At 61.6% G+C, this 23,273-nt stretch carries 21 protein-coding genes; 18 read left to right on the top strand and 3 right to left on the bottom strand.

Features of this window, described 5'->3' with window-relative positions:
* The first annotated feature begins 37 nt into the window (after nt 1-37).
* The 7 genes from prmB to GRH90_RS21575 all read left to right on the top strand — a co-directional run bounded on the left by prmB (nt 38) and on the right by GRH90_RS21575 (nt 7,099).
* A complete protein-coding gene (gene prmB / locus GRH90_RS21605) occupies nt 38-970 on the top strand; it encodes a 50S ribosomal protein L3 N(5)-glutamine methyltransferase (protein WP_162368034.1) in 933 nt (310 codons plus the stop codon).
* A gap of 46 nt (nt 971-1,016) precedes the next feature.
* Nucleotides 1,017-2,102 carry a chorismate synthase gene (gene aroC, locus GRH90_RS21600; RefSeq protein WP_162368033.1) on the top strand — a complete coding sequence of 362 codons (1,086 nt, stop codon included), beginning with the start codon at nt 1,017-1,019 and terminating at the stop codon, nt 2,100-2,102.
* A gap of 4 nt (nt 2,103-2,106) precedes the next feature.
* Nucleotides 2,107-2,943 (top strand): penicillin-insensitive murein endopeptidase, encoded by an 837-nt coding sequence (gene mepA / locus GRH90_RS21595; RefSeq protein ID WP_162368032.1) that lies wholly within the window; start codon nt 2,107-2,109, stop codon nt 2,941-2,943.
* A gap of 135 nt (nt 2,944-3,078) precedes the next feature.
* A complete protein-coding gene (locus GRH90_RS21590; RefSeq protein WP_162368031.1) occupies nt 3,079-3,879 on the top strand; it encodes a sulfite exporter TauE/SafE family protein in 801 nt (266 codons plus the stop codon).
* Nucleotides 3,880-3,892: 13 nt separating this feature from the next.
* Nucleotides 3,893-4,465 (top strand): elongation factor P hydroxylase, encoded by a 573-nt coding sequence (locus tag GRH90_RS21585; RefSeq protein WP_162368030.1) that lies wholly within the window; start codon nt 3,893-3,895, stop codon nt 4,463-4,465.
* Nucleotides 4,466-4,477: 12 nt separating this feature from the next.
* Nucleotides 4,478-4,774 (top strand): YfcL family protein, encoded by a 297-nt coding sequence (locus GRH90_RS21580; RefSeq protein WP_162368029.1) that lies wholly within the window; start codon nt 4,478-4,480, stop codon nt 4,772-4,774.
* Nucleotides 4,775-5,113: 339 nt separating this feature from the next.
* The gene (locus GRH90_RS21575; RefSeq protein ID WP_376766096.1) at nt 5,114-7,099 is read left to right on the top strand and encodes a TonB-dependent copper receptor; all 1,986 of its coding nucleotides are present in this window, start codon (nt 5,114-5,116) and stop codon (nt 7,097-7,099) included.
* Nucleotides 7,100-7,200: 101 nt separating this feature from the next.
* Here GRH90_RS21575 and mnmC read toward each other — a convergent pair whose 3' ends face one another.
* A complete protein-coding gene (gene mnmC / locus GRH90_RS21570) occupies nt 7,201-9,219 on the bottom strand; it encodes a bifunctional tRNA (5-methylaminomethyl-2-thiouridine)(34)-methyltransferase MnmC2/FAD-dependent 5-carboxymethylaminomethyl-2-thiouridine(34) oxidoreductase MnmC1 (RefSeq protein ID WP_162368027.1) in 2,019 nt (672 codons plus the stop codon).
* Between the two features lie 155 nt (nt 9,220-9,374).
* Between mnmC and fabB the strand changes: the two genes are divergently transcribed.
* The gene (gene fabB / locus GRH90_RS21565) at nt 9,375-10,586 is read left to right on the top strand and encodes a beta-ketoacyl-ACP synthase I (protein ID WP_162368026.1); all 1,212 of its coding nucleotides are present in this window, start codon (nt 9,375-9,377) and stop codon (nt 10,584-10,586) included.
* 102 nt (nt 10,587-10,688) lie between these two features.
* On the opposite strand, the gene flk is transcribed toward fabB, so the two are convergent.
* Nucleotides 10,689-11,723 carry a flagella biosynthesis regulator Flk gene (flk, locus tag GRH90_RS21560; protein WP_162368025.1) on the bottom strand — a complete coding sequence of 345 codons (1,035 nt, stop codon included), beginning with the start codon at nt 11,721-11,723 and terminating at the stop codon, nt 10,689-10,691.
* 143 nt (nt 11,724-11,866) lie between these two features.
* The gene (locus GRH90_RS21555) at nt 11,867-12,769 is read right to left on the bottom strand and encodes a DMT family transporter (protein ID WP_162368024.1); all 903 of its coding nucleotides are present in this window, start codon (nt 12,767-12,769) and stop codon (nt 11,867-11,869) included.
* 223 nt (nt 12,770-12,992) lie between these two features.
* Here GRH90_RS21555 and pdxB point away from each other — a divergent pair, with 223 nt between their 5' ends.
* The 10 genes from pdxB to GRH90_RS21505 all read left to right on the top strand — a co-directional run bounded on the left by pdxB (nt 12,993) and on the right by GRH90_RS21505 (nt 22,959).
* Nucleotides 12,993-14,129 carry a 4-phosphoerythronate dehydrogenase PdxB gene (gene pdxB / locus GRH90_RS21550; protein ID WP_162368023.1) on the top strand — a complete coding sequence of 379 codons (1,137 nt, stop codon included), beginning with the start codon at nt 12,993-12,995 and terminating at the stop codon, nt 14,127-14,129.
* Nucleotides 14,130-14,207: 78 nt separating this feature from the next.
* Nucleotides 14,208-15,218: an aspartate-semialdehyde dehydrogenase gene (locus GRH90_RS21545; RefSeq protein WP_162368022.1), complete on the top strand. Its 1,011-nt coding sequence runs from the start codon at nt 14,208-14,210 to the stop codon at nt 15,216-15,218.
* Nucleotides 15,218-16,039, top strand: a complete 822-nt coding sequence (truA, locus tag GRH90_RS21540; protein WP_162368021.1) for a tRNA pseudouridine(38-40) synthase TruA — start codon at nt 15,218-15,220, stop codon at nt 16,037-16,039. The genes GRH90_RS21545 and truA overlap by 1 nt, the downstream gene beginning before the upstream one ends.
* Nucleotides 16,040-16,079: 40 nt before the next feature.
* The gene (locus GRH90_RS21535; RefSeq protein ID WP_162368020.1) at nt 16,080-16,733 is read left to right on the top strand and encodes a DedA family protein; all 654 of its coding nucleotides are present in this window, start codon (nt 16,080-16,082) and stop codon (nt 16,731-16,733) included.
* A 233-nt stretch (nt 16,734-16,966) separates the two neighbouring features.
* A complete protein-coding gene (gene accD, locus GRH90_RS21530) occupies nt 16,967-17,887 on the top strand; it encodes an acetyl-CoA carboxylase, carboxyltransferase subunit beta (protein WP_162368019.1) in 921 nt (306 codons plus the stop codon).
* A gap of 11 nt (nt 17,888-17,898) precedes the next feature.
* Nucleotides 17,899-19,167 carry a bifunctional tetrahydrofolate synthase/dihydrofolate synthase gene (gene folC / locus GRH90_RS21525; protein WP_162368018.1) on the top strand — a complete coding sequence of 423 codons (1,269 nt, stop codon included), beginning with the start codon at nt 17,899-17,901 and terminating at the stop codon, nt 19,165-19,167.
* Nucleotides 19,157-19,996 carry a cell division protein DedD gene (dedD, locus tag GRH90_RS21520; protein ID WP_162368017.1) on the top strand — a complete coding sequence of 280 codons (840 nt, stop codon included), beginning with the start codon at nt 19,157-19,159 and terminating at the stop codon, nt 19,994-19,996. Before folC ends, dedD begins: the two co-directional genes overlap by 11 nt.
* A gap of 216 nt (nt 19,997-20,212) precedes the next feature.
* Complete coding sequence (cvpA, locus tag GRH90_RS21515; RefSeq protein WP_162368016.1) at nt 20,213-20,713, top strand: colicin V production protein; 501 nt, start codon at nt 20,213-20,215, stop codon at nt 20,711-20,713.
* Between the two features lie 21 nt (nt 20,714-20,734).
* Entirely contained in the window at nt 20,735-22,252 is a 1,518-nt protein-coding gene (purF, locus tag GRH90_RS21510; RefSeq protein ID WP_162368015.1) for an amidophosphoribosyltransferase, read from the top strand.
* Nucleotides 22,253-22,338: 86 nt separating this feature from the next.
* A complete protein-coding gene (locus GRH90_RS21505) occupies nt 22,339-22,959 on the top strand; it encodes a UbiX family flavin prenyltransferase (RefSeq protein ID WP_512698841.1) in 621 nt (206 codons plus the stop codon).
* Nucleotides 22,960-23,273: the final 314 nt, after the last annotated feature.

Below are 23,273 nucleotides of genomic sequence, written 5' to 3'. Positions count from 1 at the left end.
CGCGCTAAGAACCGGAACATGCCCCGCGGAGAAACAATTGGACAAAATTTTTGTGGATGAAGCCGTCGCTGAACTGCACAGCATCCAGGATCTGCTGCGCTGGACGGTCAGCCGTTTTAACGCCGCGCAGCTCTTTTACGGCCACGGTACCGATAATCCCTGGGACGAGGCGTTGCAGTTGGTGCTGCCCAGCCTGTTCCTGCCGCTGGATTTACCCAAGGAGATGTATGTTTCACGCCTGACCTCCAGCGAGCGCTACCGCATCGTGGAGCGGGTGGTGCGTCGGGTGAATGAACGGATCCCGGTCCCCTATCTCACCAATAAAGCCTGGTTTTGCGGCCTGGAATTCTATGTGGATGAACGGGTGCTGATCCCCCGTTCGCCCATCGGCGAGCTGATAGACGATCGTTATCGCGATGTGCTGCCCCATCCGCCCGCCCATATCCTGGATATGTGCACCGGCAGCGGCTGTATCGCCATTGCCAGCGCCTTCGCCTTTCCGGAGGCGGAAGTGGACGCGGTGGATATCTCCGCCGACGTGCTGGCGGTGACCGAGCATAATATCCAGGCCTACGGGCTCGATAGCCGGGTCACGCCGCTGCGCTCCGATTTGTTCCGCGAGCTGCCGGCGCTGCGATATGACCTGATTGTCACTAATCCTCCCTACGTGGATGAAGAGGATATGAACGACCTGCCGCAGGAGTTCCACGCCGAGCCGGTGCTGGGACTGGCGGCGGGCCGCGACGGCCTGAAGCTGGTGCGCCGTATCCTGGCCTGCGCGCCGCGGTACCTCAGCGAAGACGGCGTGCTGATTTGCGAAGTGGGCAACAGCATGGTGCACCTGATCGAGCAATTTCCCGCCGTGCCGTTTAACTGGCTGACGTTTGCCCACGGCGGCGAGGGCGTGTTTAGCCTGACCCGCGAACAGCTTGTGGCCTGTGGTGAAAGCTTTACAATGTTCCACGATTAACCGGCAGTCATTTTATGCACTATAACGATTTGAGAGAGGCGTCCTGATGGCAGGCAATAGTATTGGCGAATTATTTCGCGTCACCACCTTCGGTGAGTCCCATGGGGTGGCGCTGGGATGCGTCGTCGACGGCGTGCCGCCGGGCCTGCCCCTGACGGAAGCGGACCTGCAGCAGGACCTGGACCGGCGCAAGCCGGGCACCTCGCGTTACACCACCCAGCGTCGCGAGGCCGACCAGGTGCGGATCCTGTCCGGCGTATTCGAAGGGGTCACCACCGGCACCAGCATCGGCCTGATTATTGAAAATACCGATCAGCGGTCGCAGGATTACAGCGCCATCAAGGATGTATTCCGTCCCGGTCACGCCGATTACACCTACGACGTCAAATACGGCGTGCGCGATTATCGCGGCGGCGGCCGTTCATCGGCGCGGGAAACCGCCATGCGGGTGGCCGCGGGGGCGATAGCCAAAAAATACCTGGCGCAAAAGTTCGGCGTAACGGTGCGCGGCTACCTGGCGCAGATGGGCGATATCGCCTGCGAGCTGAAAGACTGGGACCAGGTTGGGCAGAATCCGTTTTTTTGTCCCGATCCGGACCGGTTGGATGCGTTGGACGAACTGATGCGCGCCCTAAAAAAAGAGGGCGATTCCATCGGCGCCAAAGTGACGGTGGTGGCGGAGCATGTGCCCGCCGGCCTGGGCGAACCGGTATTCGATCGCCTGGATGCCGATCTGGCCCATGCCCTGATGAGCATTAACGCGGTGAAAGGGGTGGAAATCGGCGACGGTTTTGCGGTGATCGCCAAGCGCGGCAGTGAAAACCGCGACGAAATCACCCCGCAGGGTTTTGCCAGCAACCATGCCGGCGGCGTCCTGGGCGGCATCAGCAGCGGACAGGCGGTAATCGCCCATCTGGCGCTAAAACCCACCTCCAGCATCACGGTGCCCGGCCGCACGATTAACCGCGCCGGCGAGCAGGTGGAAATGGTGACCCGCGGACGACACGACCCCTGCGTGGGCATCCGGGCGGTGCCGATCGCCGAGGCGATGACGGCCATCGTTTTAATGGATCACTTCCTGCGGCAGCGCGCGCAGTGCGGCGATGTCATCTCAACCCTTCCCCAGTGGTGATATGATGCGGCAATGGATAGTCGGATTACTGGCCCTGGCCTCCGTCCAGGCGCTCGCGGCGCCTACTCCCTGGCAAAGCATCGATCATCCGGTCCCCGGCGCCTCGCAGGCGATCGGCGAGTTTGCCAACGGCTGTATCGTCGGCGCGCGGCCGCTGCAGCTGCAGGCGGCCAGCTACCAGGTGTTGCGCCCGGATCAGCGGCGTTATTACGGCCATCCCGATCTGCTGCTGTTCATTATACGCCTGAGCAACCAGATCCGGCATCTCGAGCTGGGCGACGTGCTGCTGGTGGGCGATATGGCCATGCCGGCGGGCGGGCGCTTCAGCACCGGTCACGCCAGCCACCAGTCGGGCCTTGACGTGGATATCTGGCTACAGCTGCCGCGCCAGCGCTGGTCGGCGCAGCAGTTGCTCAAACCGCAGCCCCTGGATGTAGTGGCGGCCAACGGCCGTGATATCAATGCCGCCGCATGGCAGCCGCAAACCGCGATGCTGATTAAACTGGCCGCCGAGGACAGCGAGGTGACGCGCATTTTTGTCAGTCCGGCGATTAAAAAACAGCTGTGCCGGGTGGCGGGCGACGATCGCGGCTGGTTACACAAGGTGCGGCCCTGGTTCGGCCATCGCGCCCATATGCATGTGCGCCTGCGCTGTCCCGCCGATAGCCCGGAGTGCCGCGAACAAACGCCGCCGCCGCCCGGCGACGGCTGCGGGGCCGAGCTGGACAGCTGGTTCCTGCCGCCCAAGCCGGGCGCAGGCGGGCCGCCGGTGAAAAAGACGCCGCCACCGCTGCCGCCTTCTTGCCAGGCGCTGTTGGACCGTCACCTGGTTTCTCAATAATGGGCGCCGCCGCGGGCCGGAGCGGCTTCCCGTGGTGGGTTCCGGCGGCGATGGCGATCCCGGCCGGCAAGGGTGCCGCCGGAAGCCGTGGAGCGGCGCGTAGCGTAGCACGCATTTTTGATCATGGATTAACACATGGATTGGTTAGCGGTTTCCCCGCTGGTGTTTGCCCTGCTGTTTTTGGTTAGCCTGCTGGCGGGATTTATTGACTCCATTGCCGGCGGCGGCGGTTTAATTACCCTGCCGGCGCTGCTGGCGGCGGGATTGTCGCCGGCGCAGACGCTGGGCACCAATAAACTGCAGTCGGTGGGCGGTTCGTTCTCCGCCAGCCTCTATTTCATCCGCCGGCGCGCGGTGGATATCGGCGACCAGAAGCTGACCATCGCCATGACGTTTATCGGCTCGATGACCGGCGCCATACTGATCCAGCACCTGCGCGCCGATCTGCTGCGCCAGGTGTTGCCGCTGCTGGTGATCGGCATCGGTCTGTATTTTCTCCTGATGCCGCATATCGGCGAGGACGATCGCAAGCGTCGCCTGTCCGCGTGGCCCTTTGCGCTGGTGGCGGGATGCGGCGTCGGTTTTTACGATGGTTTTTTCGGTCCCGGCGCCGGCTCTTTTTATGCGCTGGCCTACGTGACGCTGTGCGGATTTAATCTGGCAAAATCCACCGCCCATGCCAAGGTGCTCAATTTCACCTCCAACCTGGGCGGACTGCTGCTGTTTATCTTTACCGGCAAGGTGGTGTGGAGCGTGGGTATCGTCATGCTGGCCGGGCAGATTCTGGGCGCGCGCCTGGGCGCCCGCATGGTGCTGGCCAGGGGGCAACGGCTGATACGCCCGACCATCGTGGCGGTATCGCTCCTGATGAGCCTGAAACTTCTTTACGACAGCCACGGGTCGGCGATTGCGCTCTGGCTGTCCACTTTATGGTAAACGAACCGAGACTATGCAAACCGAATCCCATGATGTTCAGCAACTGATCGCCCTTTTCGACGGTTGCTTCGCCGACAGCCTCAATACCCGGCTGGTCAGGGGCGACGACGAACCCATCTACCTGCCGGCCGATGATGAAAAACCCTATCACCGCATAATTTTCGCCCATGGCTATTACGCCAGCGCGATGCATGAAATTTCCCACTGGTGCATCGCCGGGGCCAGGCGCCGGTTATTGGTGGATTTTGGCTATTGGTACTGTCCGGACGGCCGCGACGACGGCACCCAACGTCAGTTTGAGCAGGTGGAAATCAAACCCCAGGCCCTGGAATGGTTATTTTGTGTCGCGGCGGGCTTTCCCTTCAATGTCAGCTGCGATAACCTCAATGGCGACAGCGAACCGGACCGTATTGCATTCCAGCGCACAGTGCATGGGCAGGTGATGAGCTATCTGGAACAGGGTATCCCGGACCGCGCGGCCAGCTTTATCCAGGCGCTGCGCGCGTTTTACCATACCCCGCCGTTAACGCGACAGCAGTTCCGTTACCCGGCCGCGATTGATGCCGCCCAGACGTTGCATAATTAAAGAGGACATTCAATGATCGTAAACTTTGAAGCGCGTATCCTGGCGTTAATTGACGACATGGTGGAGCACGCCACCGACGATGAGCTGTTCGCCGGCGGCTATTTACGCGGCCACCTGACGCTTGCGGTCGCTGAAGCGGAAGAGCACGACGAGCATACCCTGGAAGAGCTTCACGACCGGGTGCGGGGCTGCCTGGCCAAGGCCATCGGCAATGGCGAACTGTCGCCGCCGGATCAGGTACTGGTGCTGGGCATGTGGCAGAAGCTGTATGAGCAGGCCAAAGCCGTACCAACCATCAACGAAATTTAAGTTACCGCACACCACCAAGGCCTATCACGTACAATCCCGCAATAACGTGATGGACGTTTTTCAGGCCGATGGTGTCAATGAACAGACCTTTAGTTCCGGCGGGCTTCTTCCCACAGCCTGCCCCGGTTATTTTCCCCGAAACCCTGCCGCGCGATCCGCCGGCGCATACCCGATCCTCCCCCTGAATAGCGCAAACGCATAATCCCATACCCACGGATCATAACAACCATAACCGTCCGTGCCGGTCGCATTTTATATCCGTCTTCTCAGGAAACCGACGCTTAATCACAAGGAAAGATGATGCCTGGCTACCCCGTGCCCCACAACCATACCCGACCGATGCGCCGCTTCGCCGGCCTGATGCCGCTGTTTACCCTAGTGGCGCCGGTTATCGCCGACGGCGATGTTATCACGGTGGCCGCGCCCCTGTATTCGCCGCTGACCGTCGTCACGTCCCCCAAGACGCCGCGCCAGCCGGTACCGGCCAGCGACGGCTCCGATTATCTGAAAACCATCCCCGGGTTCGCCCAGGTACGCAACGGCGGCACCAACGGCGACCCGGTATTGCGCGGCATGTTCGGCTCGCGCCTGAAAATCCTCACCGACGGCGCCGAAATCCTGGGCTCCTGTCCGAGCCGCATGGATGCGCCGACCGCCTATATTTCCCCGGAAAGCTATGATGTCCTGACTCTGGTCAAAGGCCCGCAAACCGTCATGTGGGGGCCGGGGGCCTCGGCGGGCACCCTGCGTTTCGAACGCGCCTTCCCGCACTTCGATCGCGCGGGCATGAACACCCATGCCGGCCTGCTGGCGGGATCCAACGGGCGCCGGGATGAAAATATCCAGGCCGGCCTGGGCAACGGGCTGGGTTATATGCAAATTTCCGCCAACCGGTCCCGCGCCGGTGATTATCGCGACGGCGGCGGCAGGCGCGTGCCTTCCCGCTGGGATAAATGGAATGGCGATCTGGCGTTCGGCTGGACGCCGGATAACCAAACGCGAATGGAGCTGAGCCTGGGACGCGGCGACGGCGAAGCCAGCTATGCGGGGCGGGGCATGGACGGCGCGCAGATTAAACGCGAAAGCCTGGGCGCGCGTTTGGAAAAAACCGGTATCGGCGAGGTGTTGGATAAGGTCGAGGCGCAGGTTTATTACAGCTATGCCAATCATGTTATGGATAACACCACCCTGCGCGCGCCCGGCCGCCGGCCTGCCAATCCAGGCGGTTGCTGCAAGGCGTGCGGGCAAGGCGGAACGCCTAACGCCGCCCGGCGCAGTAACCTGGATCGCCGCACTACCGGGGCGCGCGGCATGGGCACCTGGCTATGGCAGGATTTCCGCCTGCGGTCCGGGTTGGATATGCAAACCAATACTCATCGCGCCAGGAAGACCGACGGCTGGCGGCGGGATGCGCGATTTCAGGATTACGGCCTGTTTGGCGAACTGACGTGGTTTGCCGATGCGCATAACAGCATTATAGGCGGCGCGCGCCTCGATCGCAGCCTGGCGGACAAATACGCCCGCGCGGGCGATCTAACCCGCGCCGCAACCCTGCCCGCCGGATTTGTCCGGTATGAGCACCAATTGAGCGCGCCGATGTTGTGGTATGCGGGTATCGGTTATACCGAACGTTTCCCGGATTATTGGGAGTTATACGCGCCCAAATCCGGGCCTCGTATTGGAACCGACCCGTTCGACACGCTGAAAAGCGAAAAAACCACCCAGATCGATATCGGCATGCATTATGTGCGGGACGGTTTTAACGGGTGGCTTTCCGCCTATGCGGGGCGGGTCGAGGATTTTATTTTAGTGAAATACGATCCGGTTAGCGCCGGCCGCAGCCAGTCGGTGAACGTCAATGCCCATATCATGGGCGCGGAGATGGGCATGGGATATCAACTGGCGGAACGCTGGAAAAGCGACGCCAGCCTGGCTTATGCCTGGGGCAAGAATACCGGCGACGGCCGCCCGTTGCCGCAGATGCCGCCGCTGGACGCCCGTATCGGCCTGACCTATGAACGGGAACGGTGGAGCAGCACCGCGCTGTGGCGCGTGGTCGCCGGCCAGCGGCGTATTGCCCTTAACGAGGGTAACGTGGCGGGCAAGGACTTCGACGCCAGCGCCGGCTTCGGCGTGCTGTCGGCCAACGTGGCCTATAAGGTGGCCAAGGACATCAAGCTCAGCAGCGGCATCGACAACATCCTCGACAAGCGTTATAGCGAGCACCTTAACCTGGCGGGCAACAGCGGCTTCGGTTATCCGGCCAATATGCAGGTCAACGAGCCGGGCAGGACGCTGTGGGCCAGGTTGAATATGGCGTTCTAGCCGGCAGCGTCGTTGAATCAACGACCGTGCGGCGGGCAAAACCGGTGGGATAAGCCGTCGGCAGCGGTTAAGGGGGCGGGAACATCGTTTTTAACCGGCGCTTATATTTCGCGTCCCCTCAATAATTTCCGCAGCCAGAAACGGTTGGGGCTTAATGCCGCCGACTGGGCCAGGCTCAGGGGCAGGGGCTCGCCGAATATTTGCCCGGCCAGGATCTCCGCCGCCAGGGGGGCGGTACATAAGCCGCGCGAGCCCAGGCCGCCCAGCATGAATAAATTTGCATGGACCGGCGCGTCCGCCGCCGGCTCGCCGGCTTCGCGCAGCCTTGGCAGGTCCCGGTAGGCGCGCAGGGTAGCGTCAAAATCGGGCACGCCGCCGATCATGGGCAGGTGATCCCTGGCGCTGCTGCGCACGCTGCAGCGCGCCTGGCCGCCGCTGACGTCAACGGACTGCGCCCAGGATTGCCCCGGCAGGCAGGCGATTAACCGATCGCGGTTTGCCCGCTGCTCCCCGGGCCGGTAATGGATATCCTCGTCGTCGCGCCGGGCGCTGGCGCCCAGGCAATGGGTCTGGAACCCCGGACTGGCGGGCGTCAGGTAACCGTCGTAGCATAGCACCTGTTTCAGGGTCCGCAGCGACGGCTGGTCGGGAATATGGCTGACCTGCCCGCGCACGCTGGTCAGGGGCAGCGGGGCGGTAATCGGCCACTGCAGCATCCGGTGGCCGGTGGCCAGCACTACCGTGTCATGGCGGGCATGCCGTCCCGCGCCAAAATCCAACTCCCACCCTTGCGCCCCGGCGTTTAATCCCCGCACCTCATGGCCGTAGCGCGCCGCCATGCCCTGGGATTGCGCCCGCGCGATTATCCCGGCGGTGAACTGGGCGGGATTAAGCCAGCCCCCCAGCGGATAGGTGACCCCGCCGCTGCCGGTGGCCAGTCCGGTCAGCGCGGGCATCTCCTCGCATGCTACCGCGCGAATCAGCTGCGCGGGCCACCCGGTTGCCAGGATTTGCCGCAGCTTGCGTCGCGATCTGTCGTCATAGGCCAGCTGCGTCACGCCGCACCATTGGTGCTCGAAGTCGATCCCCTGCCGGGCGCGCTCCCGGTAATAGTGGTGCGCATAAGGAAAGGCGTTGGCAAAAAACTGCGCCAGCTCGTCGTCTTCATTATTCAGCAGCGGATATAGCGCGCCCTGGCGATTGCCCGACGCCCCCTGGGCCGGAGCGCTATCGGCGCAATAGAGCGTTACCCGCGCCCCGCGCCGTAGCAGGGCCTCCGCCGCCAGGGCGCCGGCAATCCCGCCGCCGATAATCGCCACCTCCCCCGGGTTGTCCGCCCCACGGCGGGCGTACCAGGGCGCATGGGTGCCCGCCGCCACGGGCGCGGCCAGGCTCCCGGCCAGCATTTCCCGTTTGCGGCCGAACCCCGCATGCTTGCCGGCGATAAAACCCGCCCGCTGCAAACCGCGCCGCACGAACCCGGCGGCGGTAAAGGTGGCGAAAGTGCCCTGCGCAGCGGCCAGCCGTGCCATGGCGTTAAATAATCCCGTGCTCCACATGTCGGGGTTCCTGGCCGGGGCGAAGCCGTCCAGGAACCAGGCGTCCACCCGGCCGGACAGGCTATCGTCCAGCTGCGGCAGCAGCGCGTTGATCTCGCCGTACCATAAATCCAGCGTGACGGCGCCGCCGGCCAGGATCAGCCGGTGGCAACCGGGTGTCGGCAGCGGCCAGATACGCCTTAACTCAGCGGCGTAATCACCCAGCTCGGGCCAGCGCGCCTGGGCCTGCGCCATATCCTCCACCCGCAGGGGAAACTGCTCGATGCTGATGAAATGTAAACGCCGCAGGCGCGCGCCGGGGCGCCTGCGGATGAATTGAGCAAACGCCTGCCACAGCGCCAGAAAATTAAGCCCGGTGCCGAAGCCGGTTTCCGCCACGATAAATGCTGCCCGCGGATGCTGTTCGAACCGATCGGGCAGGCCGTTTCCCTGCAAAAACACAAACCTGGTTTCTTCCAGTCCGTCCTGGGTGGAAAAATACACGTCGTCGAACTGTCGGGATACAGGTGTACCGTCTTCGTTCCAATTAAGGATGGCGTTGCGGATAGGGGCGCGATTCACGGCTTAAGGCTCTTTTGTCAAGAAGTGTAGAGATTTTAACGAGGTGTGCTTTGCGGAGCAAATTTTGCAAACTTCGTCTGATCGGACTTGTTCAGCTTACAACTGTACGCTAAAGTGCGTCACAGAATCTCATATATAAATACAAGAGGTATTAAATGAAACGTGCAGTGATTACCGGCCTGGGGATCTTATCGAGTATTGGTAATGACCAGAAAGAAGTCCTGGCATCTCTGCAACAAGGCCGCTCCGGAATCACTTTTTCCCAAGAATTAAAAGATTCCGGCATGCGCAGCCACGTTTGGGGCGACATTAAACTCGATACTACCGGGCTGATTGATCGTAAAATTGCGCGCTTCATGAGTGATGCTTCAATTTATGCTTACCTCTCCATGGAACAGGCAATCAAGGATTCGGGGCTAAGCCCGGACCAGGTCTCCAACGATCGCACCGGCCTTATCGTCGGTTCCGGCGGCGGCTCGCCGCGCAACCAGGTTGCCGGCTCCGACGGCATGCGCGCGCGCGGCCTGCGCGGCGTCGGTCCCTATATGGTCACCAAGGCCATGGCTTCCGGCGTGTCCGCCTGCCTGGCGACGCCGTTCAAGATCCGCGGCGTCAACTACTCCATCAGCTCCGCCTGTTCCACCTCCGCGCACTGTATCGGCAACGCGGTGGAAATGATCCAACTGGGTAAGCAGGATGTGGTGTTTGCCGGCGGCGGCGAAGAGCTGTGCTGGGAAATGGCCTGTGAATTCGATGCCATGGGCGCATTGTCCACCCGTTACAACGACACCCCGGCCAAGGCGTCCCGGACCTACGACGTCAACCGTGATGGTTTTGTCATCGCCGGCGGCGGCGGCATCGTGGTAGTGGAAGAGCTGGAACACGCGCTGGCGCGCGGCGCGCATATCTATGGCGAGATTATCGGTTACGGCGCCAACTCAGACGGCGCGGATATGGTGGCGCCCTCCGGCGAAGGGGCTATCCGCTGTATGCAAATGGCGCTGAAAGATGTCGATACCCCCATTGATTACCTTAACGTGCACGGCACCTCGACGCCGGTAGGCGATGTAAAGGAACTGTGGGCTATCCGTGAAACCTTCGGCAGCCGGCAGCCGGCGTTTTCGTCCACCAAGGCCATGACCGGACACTCCCTGGGCGCGGCGGGGGTGCATGAAGCCATTTATACCCTGCTGATGCTGGAGCATGACTTCATGGCGCCGAGCATCAACATCGATGAGCTCGACCCGCAGGCCGAGGGGATGAACGTCGTCACCGTCCCGACCGAACGCCGGCTGACCACGGTGATGACCAACAGCTTCGGTTTCGGCGGCACCAACGCCACCCTGGTGATGCGAAAATACCACTAAGCGATACGCGCGAGCGGGCATTATCCCCCGCGCGTGGCGCTGGAAACCATCCCGCCGGTCCGTTGGGACCCGGGATGGTTTTTTTATGCCCGCGCATCAGGATTAGATCAGGATCCAAATCAGCAGCAGGGCGCCGGCTATGGCCAGCGCCATAATCCAGCGCGAGCGGGTGGTTTTTGCCGCGGGCGTGATCGGCTCGGTGGCGATCAGCGGGCTCATGGCCGGCTGGAGCAGCCGGGCGTCGGTGGTTTGGTGCTGGCTTTGCGTGCGGCTAAGGCGATAGATAAACAGGAACTGCATCACCGCGCCCACCTGCGCCGGCGTCAGCACGCTCTGGGGGCGGGCGTTGAAATGCTGCTGGCAATAGGCTTCAATCGCCTGCTGCTCATCGCTGTTGGTCGGCTGTTTTAGGGTGGCCTGCACCGAGGCAAGGGTAGGGGAAGCCTGTTGCGATAGCGTCACATGACCCTGCAGGAATTGCATCAGCAGCTGGAAGTGGCGCGCCGGGATAGGATCGCCAGGTTTCAGGCCCATCATGGTCATCGAGCTTTGCCAGATTTCCGCCGGGGATTCGCCGGTGACCGCCGCCAGGCGGGTGATTTGCTGGTTCAGGGCATGGTGCTCGGCCGGCAGCAGCGTCCGGTCGGTGATGGCCGACTGCTGCGGCTGCGGAATATTCAGCTGGCCGTTTTGCAATAACGCCACCACCTGCAGCAACTGCTCGGGGTTCAGCTGGCTGAGCACCGTGTGGCCGTACTCCTGGCGGATATAGTCGCTGACCGCCTGCCGGTTATTGCCTTTGGGCAGCAGCTCGGTTAACTGCTGCATCAACTGCCGGCCGGCATGGGTTTGCTGCGCCTGATCCAATCGGGTCTGCAGCAGCTGTTCGGCGGGCTGGAAATGGCGCGCGGTCAGCTCGCCGTCGTTGGCGATATGCAATTGATGGCGCAACGCGGCCCAAATTTCGGGGGCCTTGCTATTGGTCATCGCCATGATTTTGATAATCATGCGTTCCAGGGTAGTGCGCTGCGCCGTGGTCAGCGGTTTTTCGCCCTCTTGCCCAAAAGGTGCGCTGCCCGCGGCGCCGTGGGGCGGATCGCCCTGTAATGGTGTACCGGGGCCACTTACAGGTTGCATATAACTCATCCTTTAGCAGAGAAGGCGCCGTTTTCAGCCGGTCATGACAATGGGCCTGTGGCAATGGCTTATGGCAGTATGCGGCCAGATCAACAATGCGGCGAATGATAACAAGCCGCCGTGGCTTGCGGTAGCGGCAAGCGTCAGGAAGGCATTTTCTGCTGTTTACCTTTCCGGCGGATTAAGGGTGCCCTCAGCCGCTGGGCCAGTATCACACCCAATAGTGTAATACCCCCGCCGATAACGTGATAGCTGTGCAGCCGCTCATGTAAAAAAAGAACCGCGATGGCGGCGGTAAACAGCGGCGCCAGGTTCATGAAAATCGACGCGGTATTGGCGCCCAGCCGCATGACGCCCTGTATCCACAGATAAGGCGCGATAAGCGAGGCGGCGATGCCGGCAAAGACCACCAGCGGAATATTGCGCGCGTTCAGGCCGACGTCCGGCGCCAGCAGGAACCCCGGCAGCAGCAGGATCACGCCGAAGGCCACCTGGATATAAAGCGATTGCCAGTTGGGCAAGGGGATCGCCCAGCGCCGCGTCAGCACGCCATACAGCGCATATGAGGCGGAAGCGCCGATCATCATCAGCTCGCCGCTGCCCATCCCGTGGCTTATCAACGCCCGCGGTTGCCCTTCGCTGACCAACCACACCAGGCCGCCGAATGAGAGCAGGGTGCCCAACAATACCCCGATCGTCGGCACGGCGCGCAGCAGCAGGATACTCAACAATACCGTCAGCAGCGGGATCAGCGAATTCAAAATCCCCATAAACAGCGCGCTCACGCTGTGCGCGGCGTAATACGCCAGGCTCTGGTACAACACCATGCCCAACAGGCCCAACGCCAGCAGGCGCCAGCCTTGGGCGCGCACGATGCGGCGGTTGCGCAGCGCGCCGGGCAGGACAAAGGGGGTCAGGATGATAAACGCCACCAGCCAACGGTAAAACGAGATCGCCGCCGGATCGATGGCGCCGGCGGACATCTTGCTGACAATGGCGTTAACCGACCAAATCAGCACGGCCAGCAGGGGAAAAAAAATAGTCATCCGAGGGTCCTGTTTACAACAATGCGTCATTGTACGGCGATAGCCGTTATGTGACAGACAAAAAAAGGTTTTTCAGGCAACGTTAACCCCTAAACGGGCAATAATAATACGCCGGCAATAAGTTGTGCCAATCCTCCGCGTGATAGCATTGGGATTTTGCCTCGTTAGGTGGCAGAATATTCCCCCTTTTTAGCAAGCAGGCCGTTAGCTGCCGGAGTCGGATGTGAAAATACTGGTCGATGAGAACATGCCCTATGCCCACGAGTTGTTCAGCCGGCTGGGCGAGGTCAGGCCGGTGGCGGGGCGCCAACTGGTAGCCGCGGCGCTTGCCGGGGCAGATGCGCTGATGGTGCGCTCGGTAACCAAGGTTAACGCCGGGCTGCTGGCCGGCAGCAGGGTGAAGTTTGTCGGCTCGGCGACCGCGGGCACCGATCATGTGGACCACGCCTGGCTGGAACAGGCCGGCATCGCGTTTTCCGCCGCGCCGGGCTGTAACGCCATCGCGGTGGTGGAGTATGTCTTTTCATCCCTGCTGGCGCTGGCGGAACGCGACGGTTTTTCCCTGCGCGATAAAACCATCGGTATTATCGGCGTGGGCAACGTGGGGGGACGGCTCGATCGGCGCCTGAAGGCGCTGGGCATCCGCACGCTATTATGCGATCCGCCCCGCGCCGATCGCGGTGATAAAGAACGATTCCATACGCTGGAAACCCTGGTGCGCGAGGCGGACGTGCTGACGTTCCATACGCCGCTGACCCCATCCGGCCCCTATCGCACCTGGCATCAGGTCGATGCGGACCTGCTGGCGGCGCTGCCCGGGGATCGTATCCTGATCAACGCCTGCCGCGGCGCGGTGGTGGATAACGCCGCGCTGTTGGCCGCCCTCGAACAGGGCAAAAAACTACGCACCATCCTTGACGTCTGGGAGCCGGAACCGGCGCTGTCCCAGCCGTTACTGGCGCGCGTCGATATCGGCACGCCGCATATCGCCGGTTATACCCTGGAAGGCAAGGCGCGCGGCACCACCCAGGTTTTCGAGGCCTACGGCGAGTTCCTCGGCATGCCGCAGCGGGCGCCGCTCGCGGGGCTGCTGCCGCGTCCGGCGGTGGAACGGGTGCGATTGCACGGCCCGCTTGACGAGGGGATGCTCCGGCAATTGGTCCATCTGGTGTATGATGTGCGCCGCGATGATGCGGACCTGCGCCGGGTGTCGTCCGCGCCGGGGGAATTCGACCGGCTGCGCAGGCAGTACCACGAGCGCCGCGAGTGGTCGTCATTATGCGTCGAAAGCGACGACGGCGCGGCGGTGGCGCTGCTGCGCGACCTGGGTTTTAACGCCTTGCCGGCCGGCGCGCGTTAATGGCCCGACGGCGTAAACCTATTGCGCGGGCAGGCTGTCGCCTTCCCTTGATGATGCATTGCTTTGGAGAGAAATATTATGTCTGACGGCTGGAATATCGCCCTTTTGGGGGCAACAGGCGCGGTCGGCACAGCGCTGCTGGAGTTATTGCAGGAGCGTCAGTTCCCGGTAGGGGAGCTGTATTTACTGGCAAGCGAACGCAGCGCCGGTGAAACGCTGCGCTTTGACGGCAAAAGCATCCTGGTCGCCGATGCCGCGCAGTTTGACTGGACCCAGGCGCAGCTGGCGTTTTTTGTCGCGGGCGCAGGCGCCAGCGCGCGGTATGCGGAGCCGGCCGCGGCGGCGGGCTGCGTGGTTATCGACTCCAGCGGCCTGTTTGCCCTGGAGCCTGACGTGCCGCTGGTGGTGCCCGGCGTCAACGATGCGGTGCTGGCGGATTACCGCAACCGCAACCTGGTGGCGGTGGCGGATAGCCTGACCAGCCAGCTGCTGCTGGCGGTGAGGCCGCTGACCGACCTGGCCGGCATTGCCCGGCTGCATGTCAGCAACCTGCTTTCCGCCTCCGGGCAGGGCAAGGTGGCGGTGGATGCGCTGGCGGGCCAAAGCGCCAGGCTGCTGAACGGCCTGCCCACCGAACCGGGTTTTTTCAGCCGCCAGCTGGCCTTTAATATCCTGCCCCTGGTGGCGGATGAACAGGGCAGCGTGCAGGTTGAACGCCGCCTGGTGGATGAAGCGCGCAAGGTATTGCAGGACGAAGGGCTGCCCATTTCCGTCAGCAGCGTCCAGACGCCGGTATTCTACGGCCACGCCCAGATGGTGCACCTGGAAACCCAGCGGCCCATGGGCGCCGAGGAGGCGCGCGATGCGTTAACGGCGGGCGAAAGCATTACCGTCAGCGAGGAAGGGGACTACCCCACCCAGGTGGAGGACGCCTCCGGGCAGGCCCATCTGAGCATCGGCTGCCTGAGAAACGACTACGGTATGCCTGATCTGCTGCAGTTCTGGTCGGTGGCGGATAATGTTCGCTTCGGCGGCGCGCTGATGGCGCTGCTGACCGCGGAACTGCTGGTGGCGGAGTATTTTTATTAATGTCTCGGGATGTATCCGCCGGCCAGCCGGCAAAGAACAGGATCGCGTTGGGCATAGAATATGACGGCAGCCGCTTCTACGGCTGGCAGCGGCAGTCGGAAGTGGCCAGCGTCCAGGCCTGCCTGGAGCAGGCCCTGTCCAAAGTGGCCGACGAGCCTATCGCGGTGCAGTGCGCCGGTCGCACCGACGCGGGCGTGCACGCCACCGGCCAGATCGTGCATTTCGACACCAGCGCGCGGCGAGAGGACTCTGCCTGGACGCTGGGCGTTAACGCCAACCTGCCGCCGGATGTGTCGGTCCGCTGGGTCCGGGACGTGGCGGCGGATTTTCATGCGCGATTTAGCGCCACGGCGCGCCGTTACCGGTATATTATCTATAACCATCCTTACCGGCCGGCCATTTTATCCCGCGGGGTGACGCATTATTACCATCAGCTGGATGCGGATAAAATGGCGCTGGCGGGCCAGTGCCTGTTGGGCGAACATGATTTTACGTCATTTCGCGCTCTGCAGTGCCAGTCGCGCACGCCCTGGCGAAATGTAAAACATCTAAAGGTCGCGCGCCACGGCGCGTATATCGTGGTAGATATCAAGGCTAACGCTTTCCTGCACCATATGGTGCGTAATATCGTCGGCAGCCTGATGGAAATCGGCTGCGGAAACCGTCCGCTTGCGTGGATGGCCGAATTGCTGGAAGCGCGTGACCGAGCACTGGCCGCCGCGACGGCGCGGGCGGAAGGACTGTATCTGGTGGCGGTGGATTACCCAGATCGCTTTGAGTTGCCGTATCCTCCTATGGGGCCGTTATTCCTGCTGGATTGACGGCCTTGACAATATCATTTGCGCCTCCGGAATGCTGAACATGGAATTTATTAGTTTTATCATTGATTTTATCCTTCATATTGACGTCCATCTGGCTGAGCTGGTGGCGCAGTACGGCGTATGGATATACGCCATCCTGTTCTTGATCCTGTTTTGTGAAACCGGGCTGGTGGTCACGCCTTTTTTGCCGGGCGATTCCCTGCTGTTCGTCGCGGGCGCGCTGGCGGCGCTGCCGACCAATAGCCTGGATGTGCATCTGATGGCGTTACTGATGGCGGGCGCGGCGATACTGGGCGATGCGGTCAATTACACCATTGGGCGGCTGTTCGGCGAAAAGCTGTTCAGCAATCCCAACTCCCGGATTTTCCGTCGCAGCTACCTGGATAAAACCCACCGGTTCTATGCCCGCCATGGCGGGAAAACCATTATCCTGGCCCGGTTTGTGCCGATTGTCAGGACGTTCGCTCCCTTTGTCGCCGGCATGGGGCATATGTCCTATCGTCATTTCGCCCTGTTCAATATTACCGGCGGCGTATTATGGGTGGTGTTGTTCACCTATGCCGGTTACCTGTTCGGGGATTTGCCGGTGGTGCAGGAAAACCTGAAATTGCTGATTGTCGCCATCATCCTGCTGTCTATCCTGCCGGGGGTGATTGAGGTCTGGCGCCAGCGGCGCGCCGCCGCCCGCAGATAAACGGACGGAATTTGCCGGCGCCATGGATGAATTGTGAGCGCCGGGCAGAGTTTTCTATCCCAACTCGTTGGCGGTTATGGTTTAATGGGCGACATTTTCCAACACCATTACCCTCGCCGCCACGGCGCGATGGAAAGTGCGACGGCAAGGCAATGACGGACGCCATGCCGGCGCCATGGTTAAAGCATGAATAGCGGACTGGCGCTTGCCAGGTTCAAACAGAAAGGTTATCGATGAGCTGGATTGAACGAATTCTCAACAAGAGCACTATCACCCCGGCGCGCAGGGCAAATATCCCGGAAGGCGTGTGGACCAAATGTGATAGCTGCGGACAGGTACTCTATCGTGCCGAGCTTGAGCGCAACCTCGAGGTCTGCCCCAAATGCGATCATCATATGCGCATGACCGCGCGCGCGCGCCTGCACGCCTTTATGGATAAAGGCAGCGAGGTGGAGCTGGGCAGCGAGCTTGAGCCAAGGGATATACTGAAGTTCAAAGACTCGAAAAAATACAAAGACCGCCTGGCGGCGGCGCAAAAGGCCACCGATGAAAAAGACGCCCTGGTGGTCATGAAAGGCACGTTATACGATATGCCGATAGTAGTGGCCTCGTTTGAATTCGCGTTTATCGGCGGCTCCATGTCGTCGGTGGTCGGGGCGCGTTTCGTGCGTGCCGTCGAGCAAGCGCTGGAGGACGAATGTCCGCTGGTCTGCTTCTCGGCCAGCGGCGGCGCCCGCATGCAGGAAGCGCTGCTGTCCCTGATGCAGATGGCGAAAACCAGCGCCGCGCTGGCAAAGCTGCGCGCGCGCCGCTTGCCGTATATTTCGGTGCTGACCGACCCGACCATGGGCGGGGTATCCGCCAGCCTCGCCATGCTGGGCGACCTGAATATCGCCGAACCCAAGGCGCTGATCGGCTTTGCCGGGCCGCGGGTTATCGAACAAACGGTACGGGAAAAACTGCCGGCCGGATTCCAGCGCAGCGAATTCCTGCTGGAGAAAGGCGCCATCGATATGATTATCCGCCGGCCGGAGATGCGCCTTAAGCTGGCGGGCCTGCTGGCCAAGATGACCAACCGGCCGCAGCCGGAAGCAATACATTCCCATGAGACGAGGACTGAGACGATCCACGAGGAGCGTCCGGACGAAGTCTGAGGACGGGACGTATGGAAAACCTGGTTACGCCAAACAACACCTCGCCGCTGGCCGAGTGGCTGTATTACCTTGAACACCTGCATGCCACGGCCATCGACATGGGCCTGGAGCGGGTCGGACGGGTCGCGGCCGATATGCACCTGCTGCGCCCCGCGCCGCGGGTGGTTACCGTCGCCGGCACCAATGGCAAAGGCACCACCTGCCGTCTGCTCGAGGCGGTGTTGCTGGCCGAGGGGCTCAAGGTCGGCGTCTACAGTTCTCCCCATCTGCTGCGCTATACCGAACGGGTGCGCATCCAGGCGCGGGAACTGCCGGAGGCGCGGCACAGCGAAGCCATGGCGGCGATTGAAACCGGCCGCGGCGACACCTCACTGAGCTATTTTGAATTCGGCACGCTGGCGGCCTTCTGGCTGTTCAAACAAGCCGGGCTGGACGTGGCGATCCTGGAAGTCGGGCTGGGCGGACGGCTGGACGCCACCAATATCGTCGATGCCGACGTGTCGGTTATCACCAGCATCGCCCTGGATCATACCGAACTGCTGGGGCCGGATCGCGAGAGCATCGGCCGGGAAAAAGCCGGTATCCTGCGGGCCGGCCGGCCGGCGGTGATAGGCGAGCCGGATCGTCCCTCATCCATCGACAGCGCGGCGCTTGCACTTGGCGCGCGGCTCTATTGCCGCGATCGCGACTGGCGCTTTAGCCGGGACGGCGATACCTGGAGCTGGCGCGACCAGCAGTCGGCCCTGGCCGGCCTGCCGCTGCCGTCGATTCCGCTGGAAAACGCCGCCACCGCGCTTGCCGCGCTGAAACGTTTCCCGCTGGCCGTCTCCGAACGCGCCATTCGCCAGGGACTCGCCGAGGCTTCCCTGCCGGGTCGTTTCCAGATTATCGGCCAGCGGCCGCTGCGCATCCTGGATGTGGCGCATAATCCGCACGCGGCCGGTTATCTGGCGCAACGGCTGGCACAGGAGCAGATCGCCGGTAAAGTGCGCGCCGTCGCCGGCATGCTGGCGGATAAGGATATTGCCGGCACCCTGGGCTGCCTGCGCGGACTGGTGGATGAATGGTATTGCGCCACCCTTGACGGTCCGCGCGCCGCTACCGCGGCGCAGCTGGCGGTCCACCTCGATCATGCCCGGCGGTTCGACGACGTGGCTTCGGCGTGGCGCCAGGCGCTGCTGGATGCCGATGCCGACGACTGCGTGCTGGTTTTCGGTTCGTTTCATACCGTGGCGCCGATCGTTGCGATAACAGACACGGAGAAAGAACGTGGCGAGTAAGTTTCAAAACCGCTTGGTGGGAACCATTATCATCGTTGCCCTGGGGGTGATTGTCCTGCCCGGCCTGCTGGATGGTAAAAAAAAGCACTACCAGGACGAGTTTGCCGCCATTCCGCTGGTGCCTAAACCCGGCGACAGCGATGAAGCCGACGCATCACCCCAGGCTAACCAGGCGCTGCCCAGCCAGCCGCCGGAAGGAGCGGGCGCGGCGGTGGAACAGGCCAGCCAGGCCCCTGACGCGGACGGCTCAGACACGCCGGATGCCCCCGAGCCGGCCGCCGCAACGCCGGTGAAGCCCACCGCGCCGGCCCCGCGCCATGAGCCGCCAAAAGCCGCGCCGGCTAAACCCGCCGCCGTTGCGCGCCAGGAGCCGGTGAAACCGGCGGCGCGGCCCGAGCAGGCCAAGCCCGCGCCCGCGCCGCGTGTGGAACCGGCCAAGCCCGCGGCCAGGCCGGAAACTAAAACTGAGGTTAAGCCGGTAACGCCGCGTCCGGAAGCAGCGCCTGAAACCAAACCGGTTACGGCCCCGGCCGCTAAACCGACGGCCCCGGCTGCGGAAAAAGAAACGCCGGAACAAGCGCCGCAGGGGCAAGCCTGGGTGGTTCAGCTGGGAGCGCTGAAAAATGCGGCCAAGGTGACGGAAATTGTCGGCAAGCTGCGTTTGTCCGGCTACCGGGTCTACACCGTGCCGTCGGTACCCGTCGCGGGGCAGATTACCCGGATTTTTGTCGGGCCGGACGCCTCTAAGCAAAAGCTGCAAAGTTCGCTGCCGGAAATGAACCAGCTCAGCGGCCTGAGCGGCCAGCTGCGCGCTTACCAGACGCGCTGAGGCCCGCCTACACCGGATTCAAACCCGGCGTGTTAAAGGGGGTACATGTCCAGATGATTTTGTCACGTTGGGCGCTATCTTCCTGCGGCGATTGGCTTTTTTTAATCGCCGTTATTTATTTAACTTTGGGCCGGGATTCCGCTGCGCAAACGTTTTCGTTTTCTGTTAGAATTCGCCGCGAGCAAGCGTAGGGGCGGATGATCAAGGGATGCACGCATGATCTGGGTTGATTACGTCATTATTGGCATCATCGTATTTTCTGCTCTGATAAGTCTGATTCGCGGGTTTATACGTGAGGCGTTATCATTAGTGACATGGGGATGTGCGTTTTTCGTCGCCAGCCACTATTATGTTTACCTTGCTATCTATTTTACCCGCTTTGAAGATCAGTTGGTTCGTAACGGTATCGCGATTGCCTTGCTGTTCGTGGCTACCCTGATCGTCGGGGCAATCGTCAATTACGTGATTGGCTCTCTGGTGGAACGGACCGGTTTATCCGGCACCGACCGCGTGTTGGGGGTGTGTTTCGGCGCACTCAGGGGCATACTGGTCGTATCGGCCACGTTATTCTTCCTGGACACCTTCACCAGCTTCTCCCAGAGCGCGGACTGGCAGCAGTCCCAGCTAATACCGCAGTTCAGCGGTATTATCAGATGGTTTTTCGACTATCTGCAAAACACGTCGAGTTTCTTACCCAAGCATCTCACGCTTCGGTAGCGCTGATGAGGAAATGACACTATGTGCGGTATTGTCGGTATCGCCGGATTTATGCCGGTCAACCAGTCGATTTATGACGCGTTAACGGTGCTCCAGCACCGTGGGCAGGATGCCGCAGGCATCGTCACCATTGATGCATTGGATTGCTTTCGCCTACGCAAAGCCAATGGCCTGGTGAAGGATGTATTCGAAGCACGGCATATGCAGCGTTTGCAGGGGAACATGGGCATCGGCCATGTGCGTTACCCCACCGCCGGCAGTTCCAGCGCCTCCGAAGCGCAACCCTTCTATGTCAATTCCCCGTTCGGCATCACCCTGGCGCATAACGGCAACCTGACCAACGCCCACGAGCTGCGCAAGAAATTATTTGAAAAAGGCCGTCGCCATATCAACACCACGTCCGATTCGGAAATCCTGCTCAATATCCTGGCAAGTGAACTGGACCGTTTCCCGGACTACCCGCTGGAAGCCGACGACATTTTCGCGGCGGTCGCGGCCACCCATCAGCAGATTCGCGGCGCCTACGCCGTGGTCGGCATGATTATCGGCCATGGCCTGATTGCATTTCGCGACCCGAACGGCATCCGTCCCCTGGTTATCGGCAAACGCACCCTGGCCGACGGACGCAATGAGTACATGGTGGCCTCCGAAAGCGTGGCGCTTGATACCCTGGACTTTGAATTCCTGCGCGACGTGGCGCCGGGCGAGGCGGTTTACATCACCGAGGCGGGACAACTGTTCACCCGCCAGTGCGCCGAAAACCCGCAAAGCCATCCGTGCCTGTTTGAATATGTCTATTTTGCCCGTCCCGACTCTTTTATCGATAAGATCTCGGTCTACAGCGCCCGGGTACGCATGGGGCAAAAGCTGGGCGAAAAAATTGCCCGCGAATGGGAAGACCTGGATATCGACGTGGTTATCCCCATTCCGGAAACGTCCTGCGATATCGCGCTGGAAATCGCCCGCATCCTTAACCTGCCTTATCGCCAGGGGTTTGTGAAAAACCGTTATGTGGGCCGTACCTTTATCATGCCCGGCCAGCAGGTGCGCCGCCAGTCGGTACGCCGCAAGCTCAACGCCAACCGCGCCGAATTCCGCGATAAGAACGTGCTGCTGGTGGACGACTCCATCGTGCGCGGCACCACCTCGGAGCAGATTGTGGAAATGGCGCGCGAAGCCGGGGCGCGTAACGTCTACCTGGCCTCCGCCGCGCCGGAAATCCGCTTTCCCAACGTCTACGGCATTGATATGCCCAGCGCCACCGAACTGATTGCCCACGGGCGTGAAGTGGACGAGATCCGCGCGCTGATTGGCGCCGACGCGCTGATTTTCCAGGATCTCGGCGACCTGGAAGCGGCGGTAAGGGAAGACAATCCGGACGTGGTACAGTTCGAATCCTCGGTCTTTAACGGTATTTACGTTACCAAGGATGTCGACCAGCGTTATCTCGACTACCTTGAATCGCTGCGCAACGACGACGTAAAAGCCGTCCAGCGCCAAAACGAAGTCGAAAACCTGGAGATGTACAACGAAGGGTGATCGGCGCGACCCGCACCGATACCCCGGCGGTTAACCGGCAGACGATGTATGCACCCGGGCGGTAACACGCGCCGGGTGTTTTTATTATGGGCGCGGGGGGCTTAATCCGCCTCGCCTCCGGCAGGGAGAACAACATGAAACGACTGATTGTCGGCATTACCGGCGCCAGCGGCGCCCTTTACGGCATACGGCTGCTGCAGGTGCTTAAAGCCCTGGACGACATTGAAACCCATTTGGTGCTGAGCAACGCCGCGCGCCAGACGCTGGCGCTTGAAACCGATTACAGCGTGCGCGATCTGCAGGCAATGGCGGATGAATTCCATGATTGCCGCGATATCGCCGCCAATATCAGCTCCGGCTCATTTAGAACCATCGGCATGGTGATCCTGCCCTGTTCGATGAAAACCCTGTCGGCCATCGTTAACAGCTACAGCGACGGCCTGCTGGCGCGCGCGGCGGACGTGGTGTTAAAAGAGCGGCGCACCCTGGTGCTCGGCGTGCGGGAAACGCCGCTGCACCTCGGCCACCTGCGGCTGATGACCGCCGCCGCTGAAATGGGCGCGATTATCATGCCGCCGGTGCCGGCGTTTTATCACCGCCCCGTCACCCTGCACGACGTGGTCGACCAGACCGTCAACCGGGTGCTGGACCAGTTTGATATCACCCTGCCGCAGGACCTGTTCCAACGCTGGCAGGGCGGTAACTGAGGGTGAAAATCCTGCCGGAAATATTACCGGGATGTGAACCGGTTTGCATTTCGCGCAGCGGTTTTACCAATGTGACGCTGCCTGATGGCGCGTTCTGATAACATTGCACCAATAGTGATCAGACTATGTTTTTTTATGGTGCAGTCGGGCGACGGAACGCTGCCTGACGCTATGCCGCAAGGCCCGAAACGCCGCGGTCCATGCCCCGGTCCGGGTATTAAACACACAGGTAAGTCAGTTTTGCGCACCAGCGGTCCGGCTACCGGTCGCTTGCGCTGAAATGGCACGGAAAGTGCAACTCATTCCGCTGAAAA

Source organism: Acerihabitans arboris (genome assembly GCF_010131535.1).
Taxonomy (GTDB): Bacteria; Pseudomonadota; Gammaproteobacteria; order Enterobacterales; family Enterobacteriaceae; genus Acerihabitans; species Acerihabitans arboris.
Note: the sequence above shows the minus strand (reverse complement) of the source record. Positions and strands in the feature narration are given on the sequence as shown.

Bases quoted from the DNA above. Each gene is read 5' to 3' on its own strand.
- purF (WP_162368015.1), top strand. From the start codon at position 20,735: ATGTGCGGTATTGTCGGTATCGCCGGATTTATGCCGGTCAACCAGTCG.
- GRH90_RS21505 (WP_512698841.1), top strand. From the start codon at position 22,339: ATGGGCGCGGGGGGCTTAATCCGCCTCGCCTCCGGCAGGGAGAACAAC.
- aroC (WP_162368033.1), top strand. From the start codon at position 1,017: ATGGCAGGCAATAGTATTGGCGAATTATTTCGCGTCACCACCTTCGGT.
- truA (WP_162368021.1), top strand. From the start codon at position 15,218: ATGTCTCGGGATGTATCCGCCGGCCAGCCGGCAAAGAACAGGATCGCG.
- GRH90_RS21545 (WP_162368022.1), top strand. From the start codon at position 14,208: ATGTCTGACGGCTGGAATATCGCCCTTTTGGGGGCAACAGGCGCGGTC.
- GRH90_RS21575 (WP_376766096.1), top strand. From the start codon at position 5,114: ATGCGCCGCTTCGCCGGCCTGATGCCGCTGTTTACCCTAGTGGCGCCG.
- mepA (WP_162368032.1), top strand. From the start codon at position 2,107: ATGCGGCAATGGATAGTCGGATTACTGGCCCTGGCCTCCGTCCAGGCG.
- cvpA (WP_162368016.1), top strand. From the start codon at position 20,213: ATGATCTGGGTTGATTACGTCATTATTGGCATCATCGTATTTTCTGCT.
- fabB (WP_162368026.1), top strand. From the start codon at position 9,375: ATGAAACGTGCAGTGATTACCGGCCTGGGGATCTTATCGAGTATTGGT.
- accD (WP_162368019.1), top strand. From the start codon at position 16,967: ATGAGCTGGATTGAACGAATTCTCAACAAGAGCACTATCACCCCGGCG.
- GRH90_RS21535 (WP_162368020.1), top strand. From the start codon at position 16,080: ATGGAATTTATTAGTTTTATCATTGATTTTATCCTTCATATTGACGTC.
- GRH90_RS21585 (WP_162368030.1), top strand. From the start codon at position 3,893: ATGCAAACCGAATCCCATGATGTTCAGCAACTGATCGCCCTTTTCGAC.
- GRH90_RS21555 (WP_162368024.1), bottom strand. From the start codon at position 12,769: ATGACTATTTTTTTTCCCCTGCTGGCCGTGCTGATTTGGTCGGTTAAC.
- GRH90_RS21580 (WP_162368029.1), top strand. From the start codon at position 4,478: ATGATCGTAAACTTTGAAGCGCGTATCCTGGCGTTAATTGACGACATG.
- flk (WP_162368025.1), bottom strand. From the start codon at position 11,723: ATGCAACCTGTAAGTGGCCCCGGTACACCATTACAGGGCGATCCGCCC.
- GRH90_RS21590 (WP_162368031.1), top strand. From the start codon at position 3,079: ATGGATTGGTTAGCGGTTTCCCCGCTGGTGTTTGCCCTGCTGTTTTTG.
- folC (WP_162368018.1), top strand. From the start codon at position 17,899: ATGGAAAACCTGGTTACGCCAAACAACACCTCGCCGCTGGCCGAGTGG.